At 68.0% G+C, this 20,166-nt stretch carries 18 protein-coding genes and 1 riboswitch; of the genes, 12 read left to right on the plus strand and 6 right to left on the minus strand.

Annotated features, from left to right (window positions below; all coding sequences use genetic code 11):
* Positions 1-7 precede the first annotated feature (7 nt).
* Positions 8-2,026: a transglycosylase domain-containing protein gene (locus QQZ18_RS18375; RefSeq protein WP_284542405.1), complete on the minus strand. Its 2,019-nt coding sequence runs from the start codon at positions 2,024-2,026 to the stop codon at positions 8-10.
* A gap of 458 nt (positions 2,027-2,484) precedes the next feature.
* Positions 2,485-2,686: riboswitch (cobalamin riboswitch) on the plus strand.
* 91 nt (positions 2,687-2,777) lie between these two features.
* Here QQZ18_RS18375 and QQZ18_RS18380 point away from each other — a divergent pair.
* The 7 genes from QQZ18_RS18380 to cobJ all read left to right on the plus strand — a co-directional run bounded on the left by QQZ18_RS18380 (position 2,778) and on the right by cobJ (position 10,886).
* Positions 2,778-3,143 carry a DUF1636 domain-containing protein gene (locus QQZ18_RS18380; RefSeq protein ID WP_284542406.1) on the plus strand — a complete coding sequence of 122 codons (366 nt, stop codon included), beginning with the start codon at positions 2,778-2,780 and terminating at the stop codon, positions 3,141-3,143.
* On the plus strand, positions 3,140-4,168 hold the full coding sequence (gene cobW / locus QQZ18_RS18385; RefSeq protein WP_284542407.1) for a cobalamin biosynthesis protein CobW: 1,029 nt from the start codon (positions 3,140-3,142) through the stop codon (positions 4,166-4,168). Before QQZ18_RS18380 ends, cobW begins: the two co-directional genes overlap by 4 nt.
* Positions 4,169-4,230: 62 nt before the next feature.
* Positions 4,231-7,557: a cobaltochelatase subunit CobN gene (cobN, locus tag QQZ18_RS18390; protein ID WP_284542408.1), complete on the plus strand. Its 3,327-nt coding sequence runs from the start codon at positions 4,231-4,233 to the stop codon at positions 7,555-7,557.
* The gene (gene cobG / locus QQZ18_RS18395; protein ID WP_284542409.1) at positions 7,554-8,765 is read left to right on the plus strand and encodes a precorrin-3B synthase; all 1,212 of its coding nucleotides are present in this window, start codon (positions 7,554-7,556) and stop codon (positions 8,763-8,765) included. Before cobN ends, cobG begins: the two co-directional genes overlap by 4 nt.
* 2 nt (positions 8,766-8,767) lie before the next feature.
* Positions 8,768-9,394 carry a precorrin-8X methylmutase gene (locus QQZ18_RS18400; RefSeq protein ID WP_284542410.1) on the plus strand — a complete coding sequence of 209 codons (627 nt, stop codon included), beginning with the start codon at positions 8,768-8,770 and terminating at the stop codon, positions 9,392-9,394.
* A complete protein-coding gene (locus QQZ18_RS18405; protein ID WP_284542411.1) occupies positions 9,391-10,122 on the plus strand; it encodes a precorrin-2 C(20)-methyltransferase in 732 nt (243 codons plus the stop codon). Before QQZ18_RS18400 ends, QQZ18_RS18405 begins: the two co-directional genes overlap by 4 nt.
* Positions 10,119-10,886, plus strand: coding sequence for a precorrin-3B C(17)-methyltransferase (gene cobJ, locus QQZ18_RS18410; RefSeq protein ID WP_284542412.1), 768 nt, complete (start codon positions 10,119-10,121; stop codon positions 10,884-10,886). The genes QQZ18_RS18405 and cobJ overlap by 4 nt, the downstream gene beginning before the upstream one ends.
* Here cobJ and QQZ18_RS18415 read toward each other — a convergent pair.
* The gene (locus QQZ18_RS18415; RefSeq protein WP_284542413.1) at positions 10,862-11,641 is read right to left on the minus strand and encodes a cobalt-precorrin-6A reductase; all 780 of its coding nucleotides are present in this window, start codon (positions 11,639-11,641) and stop codon (positions 10,862-10,864) included. The two genes, cobJ and QQZ18_RS18415, sit on opposite strands and share 25 nt — an antisense overlap.
* Between QQZ18_RS18415 and cbiE the strand changes: the two genes are divergently transcribed.
* The 3 genes from cbiE to cobM are packed head-to-tail and all read left to right on the plus strand — an operon-like array spanning position 11,640 to position 14,016.
* Positions 11,640-12,860, plus strand: coding sequence for a precorrin-6y C5,15-methyltransferase (decarboxylating) subunit CbiE (gene cbiE, locus QQZ18_RS18420; protein ID WP_284542414.1), 1,221 nt, complete (start codon positions 11,640-11,642; stop codon positions 12,858-12,860). The two genes, QQZ18_RS18415 and cbiE, sit on opposite strands and share 2 nt — an antisense overlap.
* Positions 12,857-13,237: a cobalamin biosynthesis protein gene (locus tag QQZ18_RS18425; RefSeq protein WP_284542415.1), complete on the plus strand. Its 381-nt coding sequence runs from the start codon at positions 12,857-12,859 to the stop codon at positions 13,235-13,237. Before cbiE ends, QQZ18_RS18425 begins: the two co-directional genes overlap by 4 nt.
* Positions 13,234-14,016 (plus strand): precorrin-4 C(11)-methyltransferase, encoded by a 783-nt coding sequence (cobM, locus tag QQZ18_RS18430; protein ID WP_284542416.1) that lies wholly within the window; start codon positions 13,234-13,236, stop codon positions 14,014-14,016. The genes QQZ18_RS18425 and cobM overlap by 4 nt, the downstream gene beginning before the upstream one ends.
* On the opposite strand, the gene QQZ18_RS18435 is transcribed toward cobM, so the two are convergent.
* A complete protein-coding gene (locus QQZ18_RS18435; protein ID WP_284542418.1) occupies positions 14,013-15,128 on the minus strand; it encodes a cobalt-precorrin-5B (C(1))-methyltransferase in 1,116 nt (371 codons plus the stop codon). The genes cobM and QQZ18_RS18435 overlap by 4 nt on opposite strands.
* A gap of 73 nt (positions 15,129-15,201) precedes the next feature.
* On the opposite strand from QQZ18_RS18435, the gene QQZ18_RS18440 reads away from it, so the two are divergent.
* Positions 15,202-16,515: a cobyrinate a,c-diamide synthase gene (locus QQZ18_RS18440; RefSeq protein WP_284542576.1), complete on the plus strand. Its 1,314-nt coding sequence runs from the start codon at positions 15,202-15,204 to the stop codon at positions 16,513-16,515.
* 3 nt (positions 16,516-16,518) lie between these two features.
* Here the strand turns inward: QQZ18_RS18440 and QQZ18_RS18445 are convergent, their stop codons facing one another.
* Together QQZ18_RS18445 and msrA are read right to left on the minus strand one after the other, a co-directional pair.
* On the minus strand, positions 16,519-17,097 hold the full coding sequence (locus QQZ18_RS18445) for an NADPH-dependent FMN reductase (protein WP_284542420.1): 579 nt from the start codon (positions 17,095-17,097) through the stop codon (positions 16,519-16,521).
* Positions 17,094-17,762, minus strand: coding sequence for a peptide-methionine (S)-S-oxide reductase MsrA (gene msrA, locus QQZ18_RS18450; protein WP_284542421.1), 669 nt, complete (start codon positions 17,760-17,762; stop codon positions 17,094-17,096). Before msrA ends, QQZ18_RS18445 begins: the two co-directional genes overlap by 4 nt.
* 152 nt (positions 17,763-17,914) lie before the next feature.
* Here msrA and QQZ18_RS18455 point away from each other — a divergent pair, with 152 nt between their 5' ends.
* Positions 17,915-18,613, plus strand: a complete 699-nt coding sequence (locus QQZ18_RS18455) for a Crp/Fnr family transcriptional regulator (protein ID WP_284542422.1) — start codon at positions 17,915-17,917, stop codon at positions 18,611-18,613.
* 15 nt (positions 18,614-18,628) lie between these two features.
* On the opposite strand, the gene ubiB is transcribed toward QQZ18_RS18455, so the two are convergent.
* Positions 18,629-20,161: a 2-polyprenylphenol 6-hydroxylase gene (gene ubiB / locus QQZ18_RS18460; RefSeq protein WP_284542423.1), complete on the minus strand. Its 1,533-nt coding sequence runs from the start codon at positions 20,159-20,161 to the stop codon at positions 18,629-18,631.
* Positions 20,162-20,166: the final 5 nt, after the last annotated feature.

Raw genomic sequence — 20,166 nt, forward strand, 5'->3', positions numbered from 1 at the left:
TCTTTCGTCAGTTGCCGAACAGACGCTGGAGAAGTCCCTTCTCCGCCGGGCTCGCCTCGGTGACCGGAACGTTGAGCGGCGGTGCCGGCGTTGCTCCGGGCAACTGCGGTCCCTGCATGGGCAAGCCGTCCGTTTCGGCGAAGCTGACGCCGACATTCGTCGGCGGTGGTACCAGTTCGACGCCGGGCAGCGGACGGGCCGGCAGGCCACGGGTGGCGTCGGTCATGAAGCGGTTCCACAGCAGCGCGGTCAACGCGCCGCCGGTCGCCTTCTTCGTCGGTGTGTTGTCGTCATTGCCGAGCCAGACGCCGGCGGTGAGCCCGTTGGTGTAGCCGATGAACCAGGCGTCGCGGAAATCCTGGCTGGTGCCTGTCTTGCCGGCCACTGGCCGGTCGGAAAGAAGCGCCTTCTGTCCTGTGCCGTCGGTGACGACTGTCGACATCATGCGGTTCATGGTGCCGACGGCGACCTCCGAGATCACCCGGCCCGGACCATCGCCCTGGCGGTGGAACAGCACCTTGCCGTCCTTGGTCCGGATGTCCTCGACGAGATAGGGAATGATGCCCCAGCCGCCGTTGGCGAAGGGCACGTAGGCAGCCGTGATTTCGAGTGGCGTCACTTCGCCCGTGCCGAGAGCGATCGATGGATTGTCATGCAGCTGGCTGACGATGCCGACGCGCCGGGCGGTCTGCACCACATTGTCCGGCCCGAGCGTGGCGGTGAGGCGCGCGGCCACGGTGTTGAGCGAACGGGCGAGGGCCGTCGTCAGCGTCACCGGACCGAGGTACTCGTTCTCATAGTTCTTCGGCGACCAGCCGTTGATGGAGACCGGTTCGTCGACCACGATGGAATCGGGCGAGAAGCCATGTTCGATAGCGGTGAGATAGACGAAGGGCTTGAACGCCGAACCCGGCTGGCGCCTTGCTTCGATGGCCCGGTCGAACTGACTGGCCGCGTAGTCCTTGCCGCCCACCAGCGCCTTGACGGCGCCGTCGTTGTCGATGGCGACCAGGGCGCCCTGGCTTGCCTTGTACTTGACGCCCTCCTTGTCGAGTGTCGTGCGGACGGCATTTTCCGCCGCTGCCTGAAGGCGGGCGTCGATCGTGGTGGTTATCACGAGATCGGTGCGGTAGCGGGCGACGTAGCCGGGCAGGAGATCCATCACCCAGTCGGCGACGTAGTTGGCGGCCGATCCGTTTTTCGCAGGCAGGGACGGCGCCCCGACTGCGGTGGCCCGCGCCGCCTCGTCGCCGCTGACATAGCCTTGATCGACCATGGCGGCGAGCACCACCTTGGCGCGGTCGGCGGCGAGTTTGGGCGAGTTGGTCGGCGCGTAGCGCGATGGCGCCTTCAGGAGGCCGGCGATGGTGGCGGCCTCGGCAAGATTGACCTCGCGGGCCGACTTGCCGAAATAGCGTCGTGACGCCGCGTCGACGCCATAGGCGCCGGCCCCGAGATAGACGCGGTTGAGATACATCTCCAGGAGTTCGTCCTTGGAGAAGCGCCATTCCAGCCAGAGCGCCAGCACCGCCTCCTGCAGCTTGCGCTCCAGCGTGCGGTCGGGCTGCAGGAACAGGTTCTTGGCGAGCTGCTGGGTCAGCGTCGAGCCGCCCTGCACCACCGAGCCCGCGAAAAGGTTGGTGACCAGCGCGCGGGAGAGGCCGATCGGGTCGACGCCGAAATGGTGGTAGAAGCGGCGGTCTTCGATAGCCACTACCGCTTCGGGCAGGAAGGGCGACATGTCGGACAGCGACACCTCTTCGCCGCCCGTGTCGCCACGGTTGGCGATGATGGTGCCGGAAGCATCGACGATTTCGACGTTGGGTGGTCGGGTCGGGACCTTCCAGTCGTCGATCTGCGGCATGGTGGCAACGGTGTAGCCGATGATTCCGGCGACGCCGATCAGCCCCCAGATGCAGAGCACCACGCCCCAATAGACGAGGCGACCGAGCAGACCCATGCCGGACCGTCGGTTTCGTCTCGACTGGCGCTTGGATGGCTTGCGGCGCGGTCGGCGTTCGGTCATCTCCGCCTCCTCGCCATCATCGTCGAAGCGGGGCTCCACCCGCTCGACTCGTCCCGCTCGGCCGCTGCGCGAGTTCGGCAGGCTCCTCGGGGGCGTAAAGCGGTCGCCGTCGCGCGCGGAAAAATCGCCGTCTTGGGAGGGCGCCTCGAAAGTCGGCTCCGCCCGCTCGCGTCGGATATCCCGTCTGTCGCTCCGCATCGTTCGCCGCCACTCCTGAGGTCTGGGCCACACGCCCGTGGAGCATCCGATTCACCCTAAATGAGGCGGTTTAAGGGGGCGTAAAGGATGAGGCCGCCTGGGCACGCGCCGTCGCGACTTCGGCGCCAAGCGGCGCCGCGCGAAGCGGAAGCCGAGGGCCGGAGGCCCGCCGGCGCTTGAGGGGCAAGAAAACCGGCGGTTTAAGGGGGCGTAAAGGATGACGGCGTGCCGCTTGGTTGACTTTGCCTCGCAACAAGCCGCAAATGGTCAGGCGCGACGGTCCTTCCTCATGGAGGAGGGCGCAAGAGGGAACGCGGAATCGGGTGATCCCGAAAGCCGTGGCTGCCCCCGCAACTGTGAGCGGCGAGCCTGATGCCCCGTATGCCACTGATCTGAGATCGGGAAGGCTGCATCCGGCGACGAACCGCGAGCCAGGAGACCTGCCGCCGCGCACGGATGTCAAGACCGCCGGTGGGGCGGGGAAGGACCAGATCATGACGCATGCCCCGGCGGCTTCCGGCCGCCGTTTGTCGACGTTTACGGAGAGCCGGCCATGACGGCTCATCCGATCACACTGCATGTCTGTCTTGCCTGCCGCGCAGCGGGCGACGACGAGGCTTGCCGGGCCGGTGCCCGTCTCCACGCCACTCTTGCCGCTCGCCTCGAAGGACGGAGCGACATCCGTCTTTCCGGTGTTGAGTGCCTCTCCGTCTGCAAACGGCCCGTTACCGTCGCCTTCGCCGCGCCGGACAGGTGGACCTATGTCGCTGCCGACGCCTCTGATCCTGACGAGGTGATCGCCGCCGCCGAGCGCTACGCGGCGAGCGACGATGGCCGCGTGCCATGGCGAGAGCGTCCGCCGCTTCTGAAGTCGGGCCTCGTCGCCCGCATCCCGCCACAGCCGGAGCCCAACCGATGAACGCCCAGCCCAAGATCCCCGTCACCATCGTCACCGGCTTTCTCGGATCCGGCAAGACGACGCTGATCCGCCATGTCATCGAGCGGGCCGGCGGTCGCCGCCTCGCGCTCATCGTCAACGAGTTCGGCGACGTCGGCGTCGATGGCGACATCCTCAAGGCCTGCGGTGCCGCCGATTGTCCGGAAGACGCTATCGTCGAGCTCGCCAATGGCTGCCTCTGCTGCACCGTCGCCGACGATTTCCTGCCGGCCATCGAGGCGTTGACCAAGGGCGCCCGCCGTCCGGACCATATCATCGTCGAGACCTCGGGCCTTGCGCTGCCCAAGCCGCTGATCAAGGCGTTCGACTGGCCCGACGTGCGCGCCCGCCTCACCGTCGACGGCGTGATCGCGGTGGTCGATGCCGCGGCCGTCGCCGCCGGCCGCTTCGCCGACGATCCGGAAGCGGTGCTTGCCCAGCGACAGGACGATCCATCGGTCGATCACGACAACCCGCTCGAAGAGGTCTACGAGGACCAGCTTCTCGCGGCCGATCTAGTGGTCCTCAATAAGGCCGATCTTCTCACCGACGACGAACTGAGGCGCATCTCGGGCGACATAGCCGCGTCGTTGCCGAAGGCGGTCCGCGTCGTGCCGACCTCGGAGGGCGAGATTGCGCCGGAAATCCTGCTCGGGCTGGCTGCCGCCGCCGAGGACGATCTCTCCAGCCGGCCGAGCCATCACGATGGTCTCGGCGAACATGATCACGACGACTTCTCGACCTTCGCCGTCGAGATCGGCGCGGCCAGCGACCCGGACAGTCTGATCGCCCGACTGAAGGCGGTCGCCGAGGCGCACGACGTTCTGCGCATCAAGGGCTTCGTTGAAATTGCCGGCAAACCGATGCGCCTTCTGGTGCAGGGCGTCGGCGGCCGCTTCCGCCATGCCTTCGATCGGCCCTGGCCGGCCGGTCCGCGCCGCAGCGCGCTGGTGGTGATCGGCGAAAAGGACATCGACGAGGCAGCCATTCGCGCGGCTCTCGCCTGAGCACCCGCCCGAAAAGTTGCAGACCTTTCGGATAAGCGGAAGAACGAAGCAAGGAGGCAGGCTTGCATATTCTGGCCGAACAGATTCGCTCGCTCGACGACAGCGTCGCGGCGGTCGATCTCGGCCAGTCGCCGGCCGAAGTCGTGGTGTTGTCCTTTTCGGACAGCGATCTCGGTCTCGTCGCCGCCGTGCATGGACGGCTCGGTCCAGATGCGCCGAGCCTCCGCCTCGCCTCGCTCGCCGCCTTGCGCCATCCCTATTCCGTCGATCTCTACCTTGAGAAGGTCGCCGCAAAGGCGCGCTTCGTGCTGGTGCGTCTTTTGGGTGGCGCCGACTACTGGCGTTACGGCGTCGACGAGCTTTCCATGCTGGCGCGCTCCAAGGGCATCCATCTGGCGCTGATCCCAGGGGACGACAGGCCCGATCCGCGCCTTGCCATGGCGTCGACCCTGCCGCCGGACGATCTTGATCTTCTCGAGCGCTGGTTCGCCTTTGGCGGCCCCGACAACGTATCGGCAGCACTTGCCTTCATTGCCGCGCGTCTGGGACGCGATACCGCTTGGCGCCAGCCGGCGCCCCAGCCGGCCTTCGGGCATTTTCCAGGAGGCTGTGCCAGCGGCGACCGGCGCGTGCTGATCGTCGGCTACCGGGCGCTGGTCAATGCCGGTGACGCCGCGCCGATCGAGGCGGTGGCCGAGGAACTGGCGACGGCCGGTTTCGCGGTGTTGCCGGTCTGGGTTACGTCGCTGAAAGATCCGGAGGTCGCGGGACCACTCGGCGAAGCGATGTCCGTCTTCAAGCCCGACATCATCATCAACTGCACGGCCTTCTCCGCCCGCCGCGACGACGGAACGACGCTTCTCGACGCTGCCGACGTGCCGGTGATCCAGGCGCCTCTTTCCACCCTGTCGCGAGAAGCCTGGACGTCGTCGTCGCGCGGCCTGTCGGCTACCGATCTTGCTATGAGCGTGGTCCTGCCGGAGGTGGACGGGCGCCTCGATGGTCCCGCCATCAGCTTCAAGGCGCCCACCGATCGCGCCGAAGCCCTGGAGTACACGCCGATCCGTCACAGGCCCGACGGGGACGGCATCGATCGCCTCGTGCGCCTCGCGGACGGCTGGACGCGATTGAAACGGATGCCGCGCTCTGATCGGCGCATCGGTCTCGTGCTCTCCAACTATTCCGGCAAGGGTGGTCGTACGGCTTATGCCGTCGGTCTCGACGGACCGGCCTCGCTCGTCGCCATTGCCGAGGATCTCAATGCGGCGGGCTATGATGTTGGGCCGCTGCCCGACGAGAAAGCACTGATCGGTGCGCTGGAAAGCGGGAACGCCACCGTCAGCATCCCGCTTGCGGACTATCAAATTTGGTTCTCCCGTCTGCCGCAGGCACTCCGTGCGTCGATGACCGGAGCTTGGGGCGTCCCGGACGCGGACCCGTTGGTCGAGAACGGTGCCTTCCGTCTTGCCGCCATCGTCGCCGGCAATCTCGTCATCGCGGTGCAACCCGATCGTGGTCGGCGGGACAGCCGCGCTGCCGATCATCACGATCCCAATCTTCCGCCGCGCCATGCCTATGCCGCCTTCTATCTCTGGCTCAGGCACGGCTTCGACGCCCACGCCATGGTTCACCTCGGCACTCATGGCACGCTCGAATGGCTGCCCGGCAAGGCGGCTGGTCTTTCAGGCGAGTGCGCGCCCGCAGCTCTTACGGACGGGTTGCCCGTCGTCTATCCGTTCATCGTCAACAATCCCGGCGAGGCGGCCCAGGCCAAGCGCCGCATCGCGGCCGTCATCCTCGGACATCTGACCCCGCCGTTGACCCGTGCCGGTGTCCATGGCGACATCGCCGACATCGAAATGCTGGTCGACGAGTTCGCCAACGCCCAGGCCTTGGATCCAAGGCGGGCTAAGCATCTTGCCGCCGTGCTGACCGACAAGGCGGAGGCTGCGGGCATCGCTGAGGCGGCTGGCCTGTCCGCCGACCTCGATCCGGCCGACAAGCTGGCGCGGCTCGATGCCTGGATCTGCGACGTCAAGGACATGCGCATTGCCGACGGTCTGCACGTGTTCGGCCGGGCGCCCAGTGAGAGCCGCATCGCCGCTCACCTTGAGGCGCTCGGCGGCGATGTCTCGGCCGCCGGCGCTTTCCTTGCCTCGGCCCACGCCGAACGGGAGGGGCTCTTGGCCGCTCTCGACGGCCGGCGCGTGGCGCCGGGGCCGTCCGGGGCACCGGGTCCGAGGCGGCTCGATGTGCTGCCGACAGGGCGCAACCTCTATGCCATTGATCCGCGCGCCGTGCCGACCCGCACCGCCATGGAAATCGGCGCCCGCACGGCCGAGGAGGTCGTCGCGCGCTACGTCGAGGACCACGGCGACTGGCCGAAAGCCATCGTGCTCGACGTCTGGGCGTCGGCATCGATGCGCACCGGCGGCGACGATATCGCGCAAGGTCTGGCCCTCCTCGGCGTCAGGCCGACCTGGGATGCCGCCTCCGGCCGGGTGTCCGGCTTCACGGTTCTGAGCCCTGCCCGCCTCGGACGGCCGCGTGTCGATGTGACGTTGCGCGTTTCCGGCCTGTTCCGCGACGTCTTTCCCGGACAGATCGCCTTGTTCGATCAGGCGGTGAAGGCGGTGGCCTCGCTCGACGAGGACGCGGAGACCAACCCGCTTGCCGCTTGCTGCGATTCGTCGCCGTCCCGCATCTATGGTGCCGCGCCTGGAGCCTTCGGCAGCGGTCTCGGCGAGATGAGGCCGGAGGATCTGGCCGCCGACAGAACCACGTTGGCCGGCGCCTATCTCGCCGCCTCCGGCTATGCCTATGCAGTCGACGGGGAAGCCGCAGACGCCGAGGGCTTTGCCGCCCGCGTCGCCTCCGCCGATGCCTTCGTCCACGTGCAGGACCTCGACGGCCAGGACCTTCTCTCCAACGACGCCTTCGCCTCCCACGAAGGCGGCTTTGCGGCGGCCTCGGAAACGCTCGGCGGGCAGGCGGCGCTCTACCACGTCGATACCACCGGCGATGCGCCGAAGGCGCGCGCGCTCGGTGAGGAAATCGCCCGCGTCATCCACGGCCGCGCCGCCAATCCGCGCTGGATCGCCGGACAGATGCGCCACGGCCATCGTGGCGCGGCGGAAATCTGCGAGGCGGTCGCCAATCTCTGCGCCTTCGCGGCCCTGTCGGATGCCGTCGACCCCCGATACTTCGACCGGTTGTTCGACGCTACCTTCGGCGACGATCGAGTGCGCGACTTCCTCGTCGAAGCCAACCCCGCAGCGGCACGCGATGCGCTTCTGCGGCTGCGGGTGGTGATCGATCGGGGCGCCTGGTCGCTTCGCCGCAATTCGGTGGCGGCTCGCTTCGCCGAGACGGAGGCGCGCCTTCGATGAACCAGCCCCTCATTCGCGGTTGGTGTCCTGGCGTGCGCCGCCCCATGCGGAGCGGCGACGGTCTGATCCTGCGTCTGCGGATAACCGGGGGGCGTCTTGTCCCGGAGACGGCGCGGGCCATTGCCGACATCGCGCTTCGCCATGGCAACGGCGAGCTGGACCTCGGCCGGCGCGGCGGGTTGCAGCTTCGGGGAGTCCGGGAAGACGGCTTCGCCGCCCTTCTCGCCGAAGTCGCCACCCTCGGGCTGCTCGACGCGGATGCCGGCGCCGAGGCAATCCGCAATGTCGTTGCCTCGCCTCTCTCCGATCTCGACGAGGCGGCCGAGGGCGATGCCTTCGGCCTCGCAGGGCAGCTGGAGGCAGCGCTCGTCGCGGAGGGCTCTCTCCGGGATCTACCGGCCAAGTTCGGCTTTTCGGTCGACGATAGTGGTCGCATCGGCCTCGGCGCCGTGCCGGCCGACGTCCGCCTGAAGTTCGTGCGCGGCGGTGTAGCGATCTCGCTCGATGGCGGTGCGCCAACGACGAGGATCCAGCCTGGGGAGGCGGTCGGTGCCGTCCTTCGCCTTGCGCGCGCCTTTCTCGATCTTGCGCCGACCGTCGATCCGCAGCCGCGTCGCATGGCGGCATTGGTCGGCCACATCGGCGTCGAGGCCGTGTTTGCCGCCGCCGGGCTTGAACCGACCGACGGCGCGTCGCCCGATCGGTCCGAACCTCCTCCGCTGGTTGGCGCCTTCCCCGCTCATGTCGGCGTTGCTTTACCATTTGGCCGGCTCTCTGCCGGCCAGCTTCGCACCCTAGCCGACCTCGCGGCGTCCGACATTCGGCTGACACCCTTTCGCGCCGTCCTGTTGCCCGGCGTTTCCGCCGATGCCCTGCCACGTCTCTCCGAAGCCGGCTTCATTACCAGATTCGACGATCCGCTCCTCGCGGTCGCCGCCTGCCCGGGCGCGCCTGCTTGCGGCTCGGCCGAAATCGAGACGCGCAGCCTGGCCCGTCGTCTCGCGGCACTGAAGGCTGCTCGCGGCGTCTGGCTGCACATCTCGGGCTGCGAAAAGAGCTGTGCCAGTTCCGTCGCCCATGCCGTCACCTTGGTCGGCCGTGACGGGGGCGTCGACGTCGTGCTAGACGGCGGGCCAACCGATCCACCGCGCCACACGGGCCTTTCGCCCGAGGCGATCGAGTCGCTTTTCCGTTCCGGGACATTTTGAAGATGAGCCACGACTACATCCGCGACGGCGCGGAAATCTACCGCCGCTCCTTTGCCATCATCCGCGCCGAAGCCGATCTTGCCCGCTTCCCGCCCGAGGAGGAAAAGGTCGCCGTGCGCGTCATCCATGCCGCCGGCATGGTGGAGGTGGCCGCCGATCTCGCCTTCGCTCCTGGCGCCGTCGCCGCTGCCAAGGCCGCGCTCGAAGCCGGCGCTCCGGTGATCTGCGATTCCCGCATGGTGGCCAACGGCATCACGCGCGCCCGTCTGCCGGCCAGCAACGAGATTGTCTGTACGCTCGACGATCCCTCGGTCCCGACGCTGGCGCTCACCATCGGCAACACCCGCACGGCCGCCGCCATGATGCTGTGGGGCGAGCGTCTCAAGGGCGCGGTCGTCGCCATCGGCAACGCGCCCACCGCTCTTTTCCACCTGTTCGAGATGCTGGATGCCGGCGCGCCCCGACCGGCGGCGGTGATCGGCATGCCGGTCGGCTTCGTCGGCGCCGCCGAATCCAAGGAGGCGCTGATCGCCGACGGCCGCGTGCCCTACATCGTGGTGCGTGGGCGGAAGGGGGGCTCGGCCATGGCCGCCGCCACCGTCAACGCGTTGGCGAGCGATCGCGAATGATCGGTCCGGGAACGCTTCACGGTGTCGGCGTCGGCCCGGGCGACCCAGAACTCGTCACCGTCAGGGCGGCGAGGCTGATCGGGTCGGCGCCCGTCCTCGCCTATTTCGCCAAGAAGGGCCGGCGCGGTCATGCTCGCACCATCGTCGAGCCCTATGTCCGCCCTTATACCGAGGAGCTGCCGCTTCATTATCCGCTTACCACCGAGATGAGCTTTGCCGATCCGCTCTATGTCCGTGAGGTCGGCGGCTTCTATGCCGAGGCGGCCGAGACGCTGGCGACCCATCTCGCGGCTGGCCGCGATGTCGTGTTGATCGCCGAGGGCGACCCCCTCTTCTACGGCTCGTTCATGCACCTCTACGTGCGCCTCAGGGATCGCTTCCCGGTCAGGATCACGCCCGGCGTCACCGGCTTCTCCGGCTGCGCTTCGGCCGCCGGCTTGCCGATGACTTGGGGCGACGATGTCCTCGCCGTGCTGCCTGGCACCCTCGCCGAGGAGGACCTTGCCGCCCGCCTCGGAGGCGCGGATGCCGCGGTGATCATGAAGCTCGGCTCCAACTTCCCCAAGGTCCGGCGGGCGATTGTCAGCGCCGGTCTTGCCCATCGCGCCATCTACATCGAGCGCGGCTCCATGGACGGCGAGGTCGTGCTGCCCCTGTCGGACAAGACCGACGATACCTCCCCCTATTTCTCCCTGATCCTGATCGGTGGCGAAGGGCGGCGGCCATGAGCGACGCGGGCGAGATCCTGGTGGTCGGTCTCGGGCCCGGTCCCGAACACTGGCGGACGCCGGAGGCGAGCGCCGCCCTCGAACGGGCGACCGACCTCGTCGGCTATGAGCCCTATCTCGCCCGCTGTCCGCAGCGGCCCGGCCAGACGCGTCACGGCAGCGACAATCGGGTCGAACTCGAACGGGCGCGCCTCGCCATCGATCTTGCCCGCGCCGGCCGCATCGTCGCGGTCGTCTCGGGCGGCGATCCCGGCGTCTTTGCCATGGCGGCGGCCGTTGTCGAGGCGGTGGAGGCCGATGACGCGGCCCGCCATCTGCCCGTGACGGTGATGCCCGGCGTCTCCGCCATGCAGGCTGCCGCCGCCCGGCTCGGTGCGCCGCTCGGTCACGATTTCTGCGCCATCTCGCTGTCCGACAACCTCAAGCCCTGGGATCTTGTTGAGAGACGGTTGCGGGCCGCCGCCGAGGGCGATTTCGTCATCGCTCTCTATAATCCCGCTTCGAAAGCCAGGCCGAACCGTATCTTCGAAGCGTTCGATCTCCTGCGGAGCCTGAAGGCCGGCCCGACGCCGGTTGCCTTCGCCCGCGCCGTCGGTCGTCCGGACGAGCGGCTCGTCGTGACAACGCTCGCCGCCGCTGATCCCTCGATCGTCGACATGGCGACGATGGTGATCATCGGCTCATCAGAAAGCCGGCTGATCGACCGTCCCGGCGGAACGCCGTGGATTCTCAGCCCGCGTCAGGCGAGGGGAGGGGCGACATGAACGCGCCGCGTCTCGATGTCGGCCATCACGTCGTCGAGTTCGTGATAGGTGGTGACGGTGACCGGCTCCGGCGGCGCCACCATGATCACCGGCAGGCCAAGGCGGCGCGCGGCGGCCACCTTGCCATAGGTCGCGTCGCCACCGGCGTTCTTGGTGACCATGATCTCCACCCGTTCGGCCTGCATCAGCCGGGCCTGCGATTCCTCGTCGAACGGTCCGCGCTCCAGCAGCAGCCGGTAGTCCGGAAGGTTCAGCTCATGCGGTGGGTCGATGGAGCGGACGACATAGTGATGCTGCGGCGCCGCCTCGAAGGCGGACAGGCCAAGCCGGCCGACGGTCAGGAACACGCACTTCGGTTCGGGGCCGAGCGCGGCGCAAGCGGCGTCGAGGTCGGGCACCTCGAGCCAATTGTCGCCCGGCATCGGCTTCCAAGGCTCGCGCGTGTAGCGGACCAGCGGCACGCCGGTCATCTCGCTGGCCGCCACGGCATTGGCGGAGATGCGGGCGGCGAAGGGGTGGGTGGCGTCGATCAAGAGGTCGATCTGCTGGTCGCGCAGGAAGGCGGCAAGGCCCTCGATGCCGCCGAAGCCGCCGACGCGGGTATTGAGGGCCTGCGCCGCCGGTTCGTGGGTGCGGCCGGCCAACGACAGCAGTGCCCAGATATCCTGGCGTTTCTGCAGCCGCTCGGAGAGGCGCGAAGCCTCGGTGGTCCCGCCCAGGACGAGAATGCGCATCGGTCTTGCGGAGTCCCCCATGGCTGAAACCTCCCTTTCACCCTGGCTGACGATCGTCGGCCTCGGAGAGGACGGTCTCGACGGTCTCTCTCCTGCGGCAGTTTCGGCAATCGCACAAGCGGGTTTCATCGTAGGTGGCCGTCGCCATCTTGATCTCATCAAGGCGGATCCGGCGATCGCCCTGGCTTGGCCCTCGCCCCTTGGGGACGCCTTTCCGGCCATTCTTGCCCGGCGCGGTAGTCCGGTGGCGGTGCTCGCCTCCGGCGATCCCTTCTTCTATGGCGTCGGTTCGCTTCTGGCCGAAATCGTCGATCCCCGCGAAATGACGGTGCTGCCGGCGCCGTCCGCCTTTGCGCTGGCCGCTGCCCGGCTTGGTTGGCCGGGGCAGGATGTCGTTCGCGTCAGCCTGCACGGCAGGGCGCTGGAACGCGTGCTGCCGCATGTCCAGCCGGGCGCGCGCCTGCTGGCACTGTCCTGGGACGGCACGACCCCGGCAAAGCTCGCCGCGCTGCTGACGGAGCGCGGTCTCGGCAACAGCCGCCTCACCGTGCTGGAGGCGATGGGCGGCCTCAGGGAGCGTCGCCGATCCGCCGTTGCCGGGGCCTTCGACATCGACAATATCGATCCTCTCAATCTGGTGGCCCTTGAGGTCGAGGGTGGACGGGACGCTCGCGTCATTCCGTTTACGCCCGGTCTGCCGGACGATTGGTTCGAGCATGATGGGCAGATCTCCAAGCGCGAGGTCAGGGCGCTCACCGTCGCCGCGTTGAGGCCGACGCGCGGCGAGACGCTGTGGGACGTCGGCGCCGGTTCTGGCTCGGTCGCCATCGAGTGGATGCTGTGCGACCCCTCGCTGCGTGCCTGCGCCATCGAAGAAAATGCGACGCGCGCCGCCCGCGTCACTCGCAATGCCCTGGCCTTCGGTGTTCCCGATCTCCGCGTGGTCGAAGCCAAGGCGCCCGCCGGCTTCGAGGCGCTTCCTGATCCCGACGCGATCTTCATTGGTGGAGGCTCGGGCGATCCGGGCGTTGTCGACGCCTGCGTCGATCGGCTGACAGCGGGCGGTCGGCTGGTGATCAACGCGGTCACCGTGGAAACGACAGCCGAGGTTTTTGCCTTGCAAGCCCGGCTGGGTGGCGATCTGACGCAAATCGCCGTCTCCCGGCTCGACCGCATCGGCGGGTTCCATGCGCTGCGGCCGGCGCTGCCGGTGGTCCAGTGGATCTGGGTGAAGCCGTGAGCGGCCGGCTGGCCATCGGCGTTGGCTGTCGCCAGGGCGCTTCGGCTGTGACGATCACTCGGTTGGTCGGTGAGGCGACGGCAAGGCTCGCGCCGGCCATTGGCCTTTTCACCATCGAGGACAAGCGCGGCGAAGCCGGACTGAGCGAGGCAGCCGAGCGTCTTGCACTGCCGCTCGTCTTTCTGCCTCGCGACGTCCTCTCGGCGATGGCCGACCGCGTCGCGACGCCGTCACCGGCCGCGCTCGCCCGCTTCGGCGTCCCATCGGTGGCGGAAGCCGCCGCGCTCGCCGCTTTTGGCGGCCGGGCGCGCCTTGTCGTTCCGCGCCGTGCCGAAGAGGGCGTCACCATCGCCGTGGCCGAGGAGATTTTGAAGTGACCGTGCATTTCATCGGCGCCGGCCCCGGCGCGCCCGATCTTCTGACGCTGCGTGGCCGCGACCTGATCGCCGCCTGTCCCGTCTGCCTTTACGCCGGCTCGTTGATTCCGCCGGCCATTCTCGCCCATTGCCCCGAAGGCGCCCGCATCGTCGATACGGCGCCGCTGTCGCTCGAAGAGATCGAGGCGGAGTATCTCCGAGCCTATCGGAATGGCGAGGACGTGGCACGACTGCACTCCGGCGACCTTTCTGTGTGGAGCGCCCTCGGCGAGCAGATTCGGCTTCTGGAAAGGCACGCCATTCCCTACACGGTGACGCCCGGCGTTCCGGCCTTTGCGGCGGCCGCAGCGGCGCTCGGCCGCGAGCTGACGCTGCCGGAGGTCGGCCAATCCCTGGTGCTGACGCGCACCTCCGGCCGCGCGTCCGCAATGCCGGAAAAGGAGAAGCTCTCGGCCTTCGCCGCAACCGGCGCGACCCTCGCTCTCCATCTCTCCATTCACGTCGTCGATCGCATCGTCGAGGAACTCATTCCTCATTATGGTGCCGACTGCCCGGTCGCCGTCATCTACCGTGCGAGTTGGCCGGACGAGCGGATCGTCAGGGGAACGCTGGCGACCATTCTCGGCGAACTCCAGAATGCGCCGATGGAGCGAACGGCGCTCATCCTGGTCGGCCGGGTGCTCGGTGCCGAGGACTTCCGGGCGAGCGCGCTTTACTCGGCCGACTATCAGCGCCGTTTCCGGGGACGTGACTCGCGGGCAGGTGAGGGCGAAGACTAGACCTGTCGGAAGCCCGTGCTCGCCAGCAGGCCACCGTTTCGGTCGAACAGCGCCACTTCCAGCATCATGCCGCAGCTGCCGATCAGCGCGGCGGCGGTCGAAAACCCGCGTTCGGCCACCGCGTCGGCAATGGGAATGCCGGCGGCGCGGCAATGCGTCAGCGCTTCAAGGGCCGTGTTGGCGTCAACCACGGCCCGAATGAGCTCGTCGCTGCCGCCGAGGTCGGCGACGATCGAAGACAGCGCCGCGAGATCGACCGACCCGCGCTTGGAATGAAGATCGAGAAGCCCTTGGCCGAGCTTCACGCCCTTGGCGAAGCCGAGCGCCAGCGTCACGCGGGCAACAGGCGCTTTTCGCAGGTACTTCAACGTCCCGCCGACGAAGTCACCCATATCGATCAGTTGGACGTCGTCCAGATCATGAAGTTTTTTGACGGCCTGTTCGGAGGTGTTGCCGGTCGAGGCGGCGACATGGGCGAAGCCCGAGGCGCGTGCCACGTCGATGCCGCGCTGGATCGAGGCGATCCAGGCGGCGCAGGAGAAGGGCACCACGATGCCGGTGGTGCCGAGGATGGACAGGCCGCCCATGATGCCGAGCCGACCGTTAAGCGTCCGCTCGGCCAGTTTCTCGCCATTCTCGACCGAGATCTCCACCTCGACATCCTCGGGGCCGCCGACGATGGCGCGCGCCTCGTCGAGCGTGCGGGCGATCATGGCGCGCGGCACCGGATTGATCGCCGGCTCGCCCACGGCAAGCGGCAGGCCGGGGCGCGTCACGGTGCCGACACCCGGTCCGGCGCGGAAGACGAGGCCCGCGCCCGGTGTCGCCGGCCGAACGGTCGCGAGAATGAGGGCGCCATGGGTCACATCCGGATCGTCTCCGGCATCCTTGACCACGCCGGCTCGCGCCCAACCGTCGCCGGCCGCCGTGACGGCCAATGCAAAGGAAGGCGTCTGGCCGCCCGGCAGCGTCACCGCGACGGGATCGGGAAAGTCGCCGCTGACGAGGCGCTCGAAGGCGGCGCGGGTTGCGGCGGTGGCGCAGCTGCCGGTGGTCCAGCCACGCCTCAGATGCGGCGTTCCGCCATCCGCTTCCTTGTCACTGTCCGCCATCGATCCGCCGATCCTTTCGGGCGACAAGGTCGACGCTGTCTGCTATCGGGTCAAGGGGAAAGGTGAGGCGGCGATGAAGGGCTTTCTGATCGCATCGGTGCGCTCCGGCGCCGGCAAGACGACGCTGTCGCTGGGCCTGATGACGGCGCTTGCGCGGCGCGGTTTGAAGGTGGCGCCGGCGAAATGCGGGCCCGACTACATCGATCCGGCCTTCCATGCCGTCGCCGCCGGCCGGCCCGGCGTCAACCTCGATAGCTGGGCCATGACGCCGGATCAGGTGGCGGGCCTCGCCCTGCATCAGGCAAAGGGTGCCGACCTCCTGGTGACAGAGGGATTGATGGGCCTTTTCGACGGCGTCGGCCATGAGCCCGGCCGCACCGGATCGTCGGCGGATATTGCCGCGTCTCTCGGTCTCAAGGTTCTGCTGGTTCTCGACGTGACGGGGCAATCGACCTCGGCAGCCGCGGTGGCGCTCGGCGCCAAGCTCCTCGATCCGCGCCTGACGATTGTCGGGGTCGTCCTCAATCGCGTCGGGTCGGAGCGGCACCGTCGGCTCTGCAGCGAGGCCGTCGAGGCACTCGGCCTCCCCGTGCTCGGCGCCTTGCCGCGCGAGACGGCGGTCGAACTGCCGGAGCGGCATCTTGGTCTGGTCCAGGCCGAGGAGACCGATGATCTTCGCCGCCGGCTCGACACCCTCGCCGATTTCGTGGAACATCACATCGACCTGGACCGCCTGATCGACCTTTGTGAGGACGCCGCATCGCCGATGGCGGCCATCGCCACGCCGCTTCTCCAGCCGCCCGGGCAGCGCATTGCGCTCGCGCGCGACACAGCCTTCAGCTTCGTCTACCCGCACCATCTTACGGGCTGGAGCGCGGCAGGGGCGGAAATCCTGCCCTTCTCGCCGCTGGCAAGCGAGGCGCCCGATCCCACCGCCGATGTCTGCTGGTTGCCCGGCGGTTACCCCGAGCTTCATGCCGGCGCCATTTCGGCCGCCGGCGGCTTCCTCGACGGCCTGAGGGCTTTCGCGGCGGAAAAGCCGGTACATGGAGAGTGCGGCGGCTACATGGTGCTGGGAACGGGCCTTGTCGACGCCGAGGGAACCCGTCACGCCATGGCCGGCCTGCTTGGTCTCGAAACGAGCTATGAAAGGCGACGGCTGCACCTCGGCTACCGGCGGGCGAGACTGTTCTCGAACGGTCCCCTCGGGCCGGCCGGCGCCATGCTCAGCGGGCACGAGTTCCACTATGCCTCGATCCTGACGACCGGTGGCGACGATCCGCTTGCCGAAGTCGCCGACGCCCACGGTGGCGCGCCGGCGCCGGACGGGTCGCGGCGCGGCCTTGTCAGCGGCAGCTTCTTTCATGCCATCGCGCGGATGGAATGAGGATCAGCTGAAACGCGCCGCTTCATCGATCAGGGCTGTGACGACACGTTCGAGCTGCGCCGCCGCCTTGTCGTTGCCAAGGCTGCCTCTCTCGTCGAAGGCCTTGTCGGCGTTGGGCACCGCCACCTGCTGCGTCAGCACGCGGGCGCCGAGGGCATTCTCCAGGATCAGCCTCAGGTGCATCAGCGAGCGGATGCCGGCGAAATGGCCGGGCGAGGCGGCTCCGATGGCGAAGACGCGCCCTGCCCAGAGGCCGCGATAGCGGTCGTCCCGGATGCGACTCAGCCAGTCTATGGTGTTCTTGAGAAGTGGTGTCACCGACTGGTTGTATTCCGGCGACGCGATGAACACGCCATGCGACGTCATCATGAGGTCCGCGAGTTTCAGCGTGGGCTCGGGGACACCGCGTGCGCCTTCGAGATCGCCGTCGTAGAGCGGCATCGGATAGTCGGCGAGCGACAGAAGCCGCACCTCGGCATCGCGCAACGCCAGTTCGCGCGCCATGAGGGCCGCGAGGCGGCCGTTGTAACTGCCGCCGCGCGTCGAGCCGGACAGCACGAGCAGGTTGGGCCGGCCTCTCAAGATGGCACTCCGACGCCGGGCACCGGACAGGCGACGCCCGTGCCGCCGAGACCGCAATAGCCACCAGGGTTCTTGGCGAGATACTGCTGGTGGTAGTCCTCGGCGAAATAATAGGGTCCCGCCGGCTCGATCGTCGTGGTGATCGCCGCTGCCCGGCCGGCCTGGGCGAGCGCCTTGGCATAGGCGTCGCGTGCCGCCTCCGCCACGGCGCGCTGTGCCTCGTCGTGGACGAAGATCGCCGAGCGATATTGGGTGCCGACGTCGTTGCCCTGGCGCATGCCCTGTGTCGGATCGTGACTTTCGAAAAACAGGCGCACGAGATCGGCATAGGAGATGGCGTTCGGGTCGAACACCACTTCCACTGCCTCGGTATGACCGGTGCGGCCCGAACAAACCTCTTCATAGGTCGGATTTTCGGTGAAGCCGCCGCTATAGCCGACCGATGTCAGGTAGACGCCGGGTAGGCGCCAGAACAGTCGCTCGGCGCCCCAGAAGCAACCGAGAGCAAAGGTGGCGACGGCATATCCCTCGGGCACCGCACCCTTCAGCGGGCGACCGCTGACAAAATGGGTCTCGGCGGTAGCGAGCGGCCGGTCGCGGCCCGGCAGCGCCGTCTCGGGTGTCGGCAGAACGGCCGGCTTCCGGAACGTCTCGAAAAAGGCCATGGCTCTTTCCTTATCTCCCCGTTCAATCGCGGTAACGGTCCGCCCCGAACCGGCTTTCCAAGATGGGACTGTCGCTATTGCTTTGCAAGACAGGCTGGCTGGCACTCAACGGCAGCTTTGCTATAACGGGCGGCAAGAGGAGTTGTTTATCCATGGCGTCCCGCAAGCTAGACCGATCGCTGATCCGTGGCTTCGACCTGTTCCGCGACATGACGGAAGAGAACCTCGACGCCGTGCTCGCCACCGTGCAGGTGCGCACCGTCGAGCCTGGCGAACCGGTGTTCAGCCAGGGGGCGCCGGCCGACGAGTTCTACCTGCTTCTCCATGGCCATCTCAAGGTTGTCCAGATCACGCCGTCCGGAGAGCAGGTGGTGGTGCGCCACGTGCTGCCGGGTGAGGTGTTCGGAATTGCCAAGGCGATTCGCCGCACCGACTATCCTGCCACCGCCGAGGCGGTGACCGAGAGCATCGTTCTGGCGTGGATGTCCTCGCAATGGCAGGACTTCGTCGTTCTCAATCCCGTTCTCGCCTTCAACGCCCTTGAGGCGGTGGGTGAGCGGCTGCAGGAAGCACATACGCGCATCCGCGAGCTGTCGACCGAGGAAGTGGAGCGGCGCGTCGCCCATGCGCTGCTGCGCCTCGTCCGGCGCGCCGGACGGAAGGAGCAGGACGGAAGCATTCTCATCGATTTCCCACTGACCCGCCAGGATATCGCCGAGATGACCGGCACCACGTTGCATACGGTCAGCCGGTTGCTCAGCGCCTGGGAAGGGCAGGGCGTCGTTCGTAGCGCCCGCCGCCGCATTGCCGTCACCGACGAGAAACGGCTTGCCGCGCTTGCCCGGGGCTGATCGGGCCTGAAAGGCTCAGATCCAGCCGAGACTGGCGGCCGCGATCACCGCGAGCGACAGCGCGCCGACCCAAAGGGGCAGAACGACCGACCGGCGACGGCGACGGCTTTCGCTGGCCGCTTCCGTCCGGGCGACGATCGTCTCGATGGCGTCGAAGAGGCGCGGCAGCCGGGGGGCGAGGGCGAGAAGATCGCCAGCTGCCGATACCGCCGTCTCGATGCGTCCGATCGGTCCGAGATTGCGGGCAATCCAGCCGCCGACCACCGGTTCGGACACCTTCCACATGTCGAGGTCGGGATCGAGGCTTCGGGCAACGCCCTCGACCACCACCATGGTCTTCTGCAGGAGAATGAGCTCGGGCCGCGTCTGCATTGCGAACAGCTCGGTCGTCTCGAACAGCTGGGTGAGCAGCCGCGACATGGCGATTTCGGAAGCCGGCACGCCGTGGAGCGGCTCTCCCACCGCTCGGAGCGCCTGCGCGAAGGTCTCGATCTCCTGTTCGGGCGGCACGTAGCCGGCTTCGAAATGGACCTCGGCCACGCGGCGGTAATTGCGGGTGATGAAGCCGTGCAGGATCTCGGCGAGGTAGCGACGCTCGCGCGGCCCGAGGCGGCCGACGATGCCGAAGTCGACGGCGACGATCCGGCCGGAGGCATCGACGAACAGGTTGCCCTGATGCATGTCGGCGTGGAAGAAGCCATCGCGCAGGGCGTGCCGAAGGAAGGATTGCAGCAGCGTCGCGGCGAGCTTCGGCAGATCGTGGCCGGCGGCGCGGATGGCCGCGACGTCCGACAGCTTGATGCCGTCGATCCATTCCATGGTCAGAACCGAACGGCTGGTGCGGCGCCAATCGACGCTCGGGACGCGGAAATCGTCGTCATTGGCGGTGTTTTGCGCCATTTCCGATAGCGCGGACGCTTCGAGGCGCAGATCCATTTCCAGCGTCAGCGAACGGGCGAGCGTGTCGACCACGGCGACCGGCCGGAGGCGACGAACCCGAGGTGCCACCGCTTCGATCGCCCGTGCCGCCAGATAGAAGCCGGCAAGATCGGATGCGATGCGCCCGTCGATGCCGGGGCGCAGGACCTTGACGGCCACGTCGCGACGCCGGCCGTCCCGGTCGGTCACCGTCGCCTTGTGGACCTGGGCGATCGAGGCGGCGGCAATCGGCGCGCCAAGCTCGGGAAACAGGCGGTCCGCATCCGGACCGAAGCTGTCGCCGATCACGGCACGGGCTCCGTCGAGGCCGAAGTCCGGCATGGCGTCCTGCAACTCGGCAAGGTCGGCGGCCAGCGCCGCGCCAACCACGTCCGGTCGCGTGGCGAGAAACTGGCCGAGCTTGACGTAGGACGGACCGAGACGGGAGAAGGCGATGGACAGGCGTTCGGCCCGGCTGGCCGCGCCGCGCCGGCGGATCGCACCGGCAAGAAGCAGTGCGGCGGACACGGCGAAGGGGCGCGGCTCGGGCAGCGGCAGCGCGTTGATCACCCCCTCGCGGGCGAGCACCCAGGCGGCGCGGACGAGGCGGGCGATATCGACGGGAAGCATCCGGC

This window comes from Pleomorphomonas sp. T1.2MG-36 (genome assembly GCF_950100655.1).
Lineage (GTDB): Bacteria > Pseudomonadota > Alphaproteobacteria > Rhizobiales > Pleomorphomonadaceae > Pleomorphomonas.

Coding starts and splice junctions, on each gene's coding strand:
- QQZ18_RS18375 (WP_284542405.1), bottom strand. CDS start 2,026: ATGACCGAACGCCGACCGCGCCGCAAGCCATCCAAGCGCCAGTCGAGA.
- QQZ18_RS18380 (WP_284542406.1), top strand. CDS start 2,778: ATGACGGCTCATCCGATCACACTGCATGTCTGTCTTGCCTGCCGCGCA.
- cobW (WP_284542407.1), top strand. CDS start 3,140: ATGAACGCCCAGCCCAAGATCCCCGTCACCATCGTCACCGGCTTTCTC.
- cobG (WP_284542409.1), top strand. CDS start 7,554: ATGAACCAGCCCCTCATTCGCGGTTGGTGTCCTGGCGTGCGCCGCCCC.
- QQZ18_RS18400 (WP_284542410.1), top strand. CDS start 8,768: ATGAGCCACGACTACATCCGCGACGGCGCGGAAATCTACCGCCGCTCC.
- QQZ18_RS18405 (WP_284542411.1), top strand. CDS start 9,391: ATGATCGGTCCGGGAACGCTTCACGGTGTCGGCGTCGGCCCGGGCGAC.
- cobJ (WP_284542412.1), top strand. CDS start 10,119: ATGAGCGACGCGGGCGAGATCCTGGTGGTCGGTCTCGGGCCCGGTCCC.
- cbiE (WP_284542414.1), top strand. CDS start 11,640: ATGGCTGAAACCTCCCTTTCACCCTGGCTGACGATCGTCGGCCTCGGA.
- QQZ18_RS18415 (WP_284542413.1), bottom strand. CDS start 11,641: ATGGGGGACTCCGCAAGACCGATGCGCATTCTCGTCCTGGGCGGGACC.
- QQZ18_RS18435 (WP_284542418.1), bottom strand. CDS start 15,128: ATGGCGGACAGTGACAAGGAAGCGGATGGCGGAACGCCGCATCTGAGG.
- QQZ18_RS18440 (WP_284542576.1), top strand. CDS start 15,202: ATGAAGGGCTTTCTGATCGCATCGGTGCGCTCCGGCGCCGGCAAGACG.
- msrA (WP_284542421.1), bottom strand. CDS start 17,762: ATGGCCTTTTTCGAGACGTTCCGGAAGCCGGCCGTTCTGCCGACACCC.
- QQZ18_RS18455 (WP_284542422.1), top strand. CDS start 17,915: ATGGCGTCCCGCAAGCTAGACCGATCGCTGATCCGTGGCTTCGACCTG.
- ubiB (WP_284542423.1), bottom strand. CDS start 20,161: ATGCTTCCCGTCGATATCGCCCGCCTCGTCCGCGCCGCCTGGGTGCTC.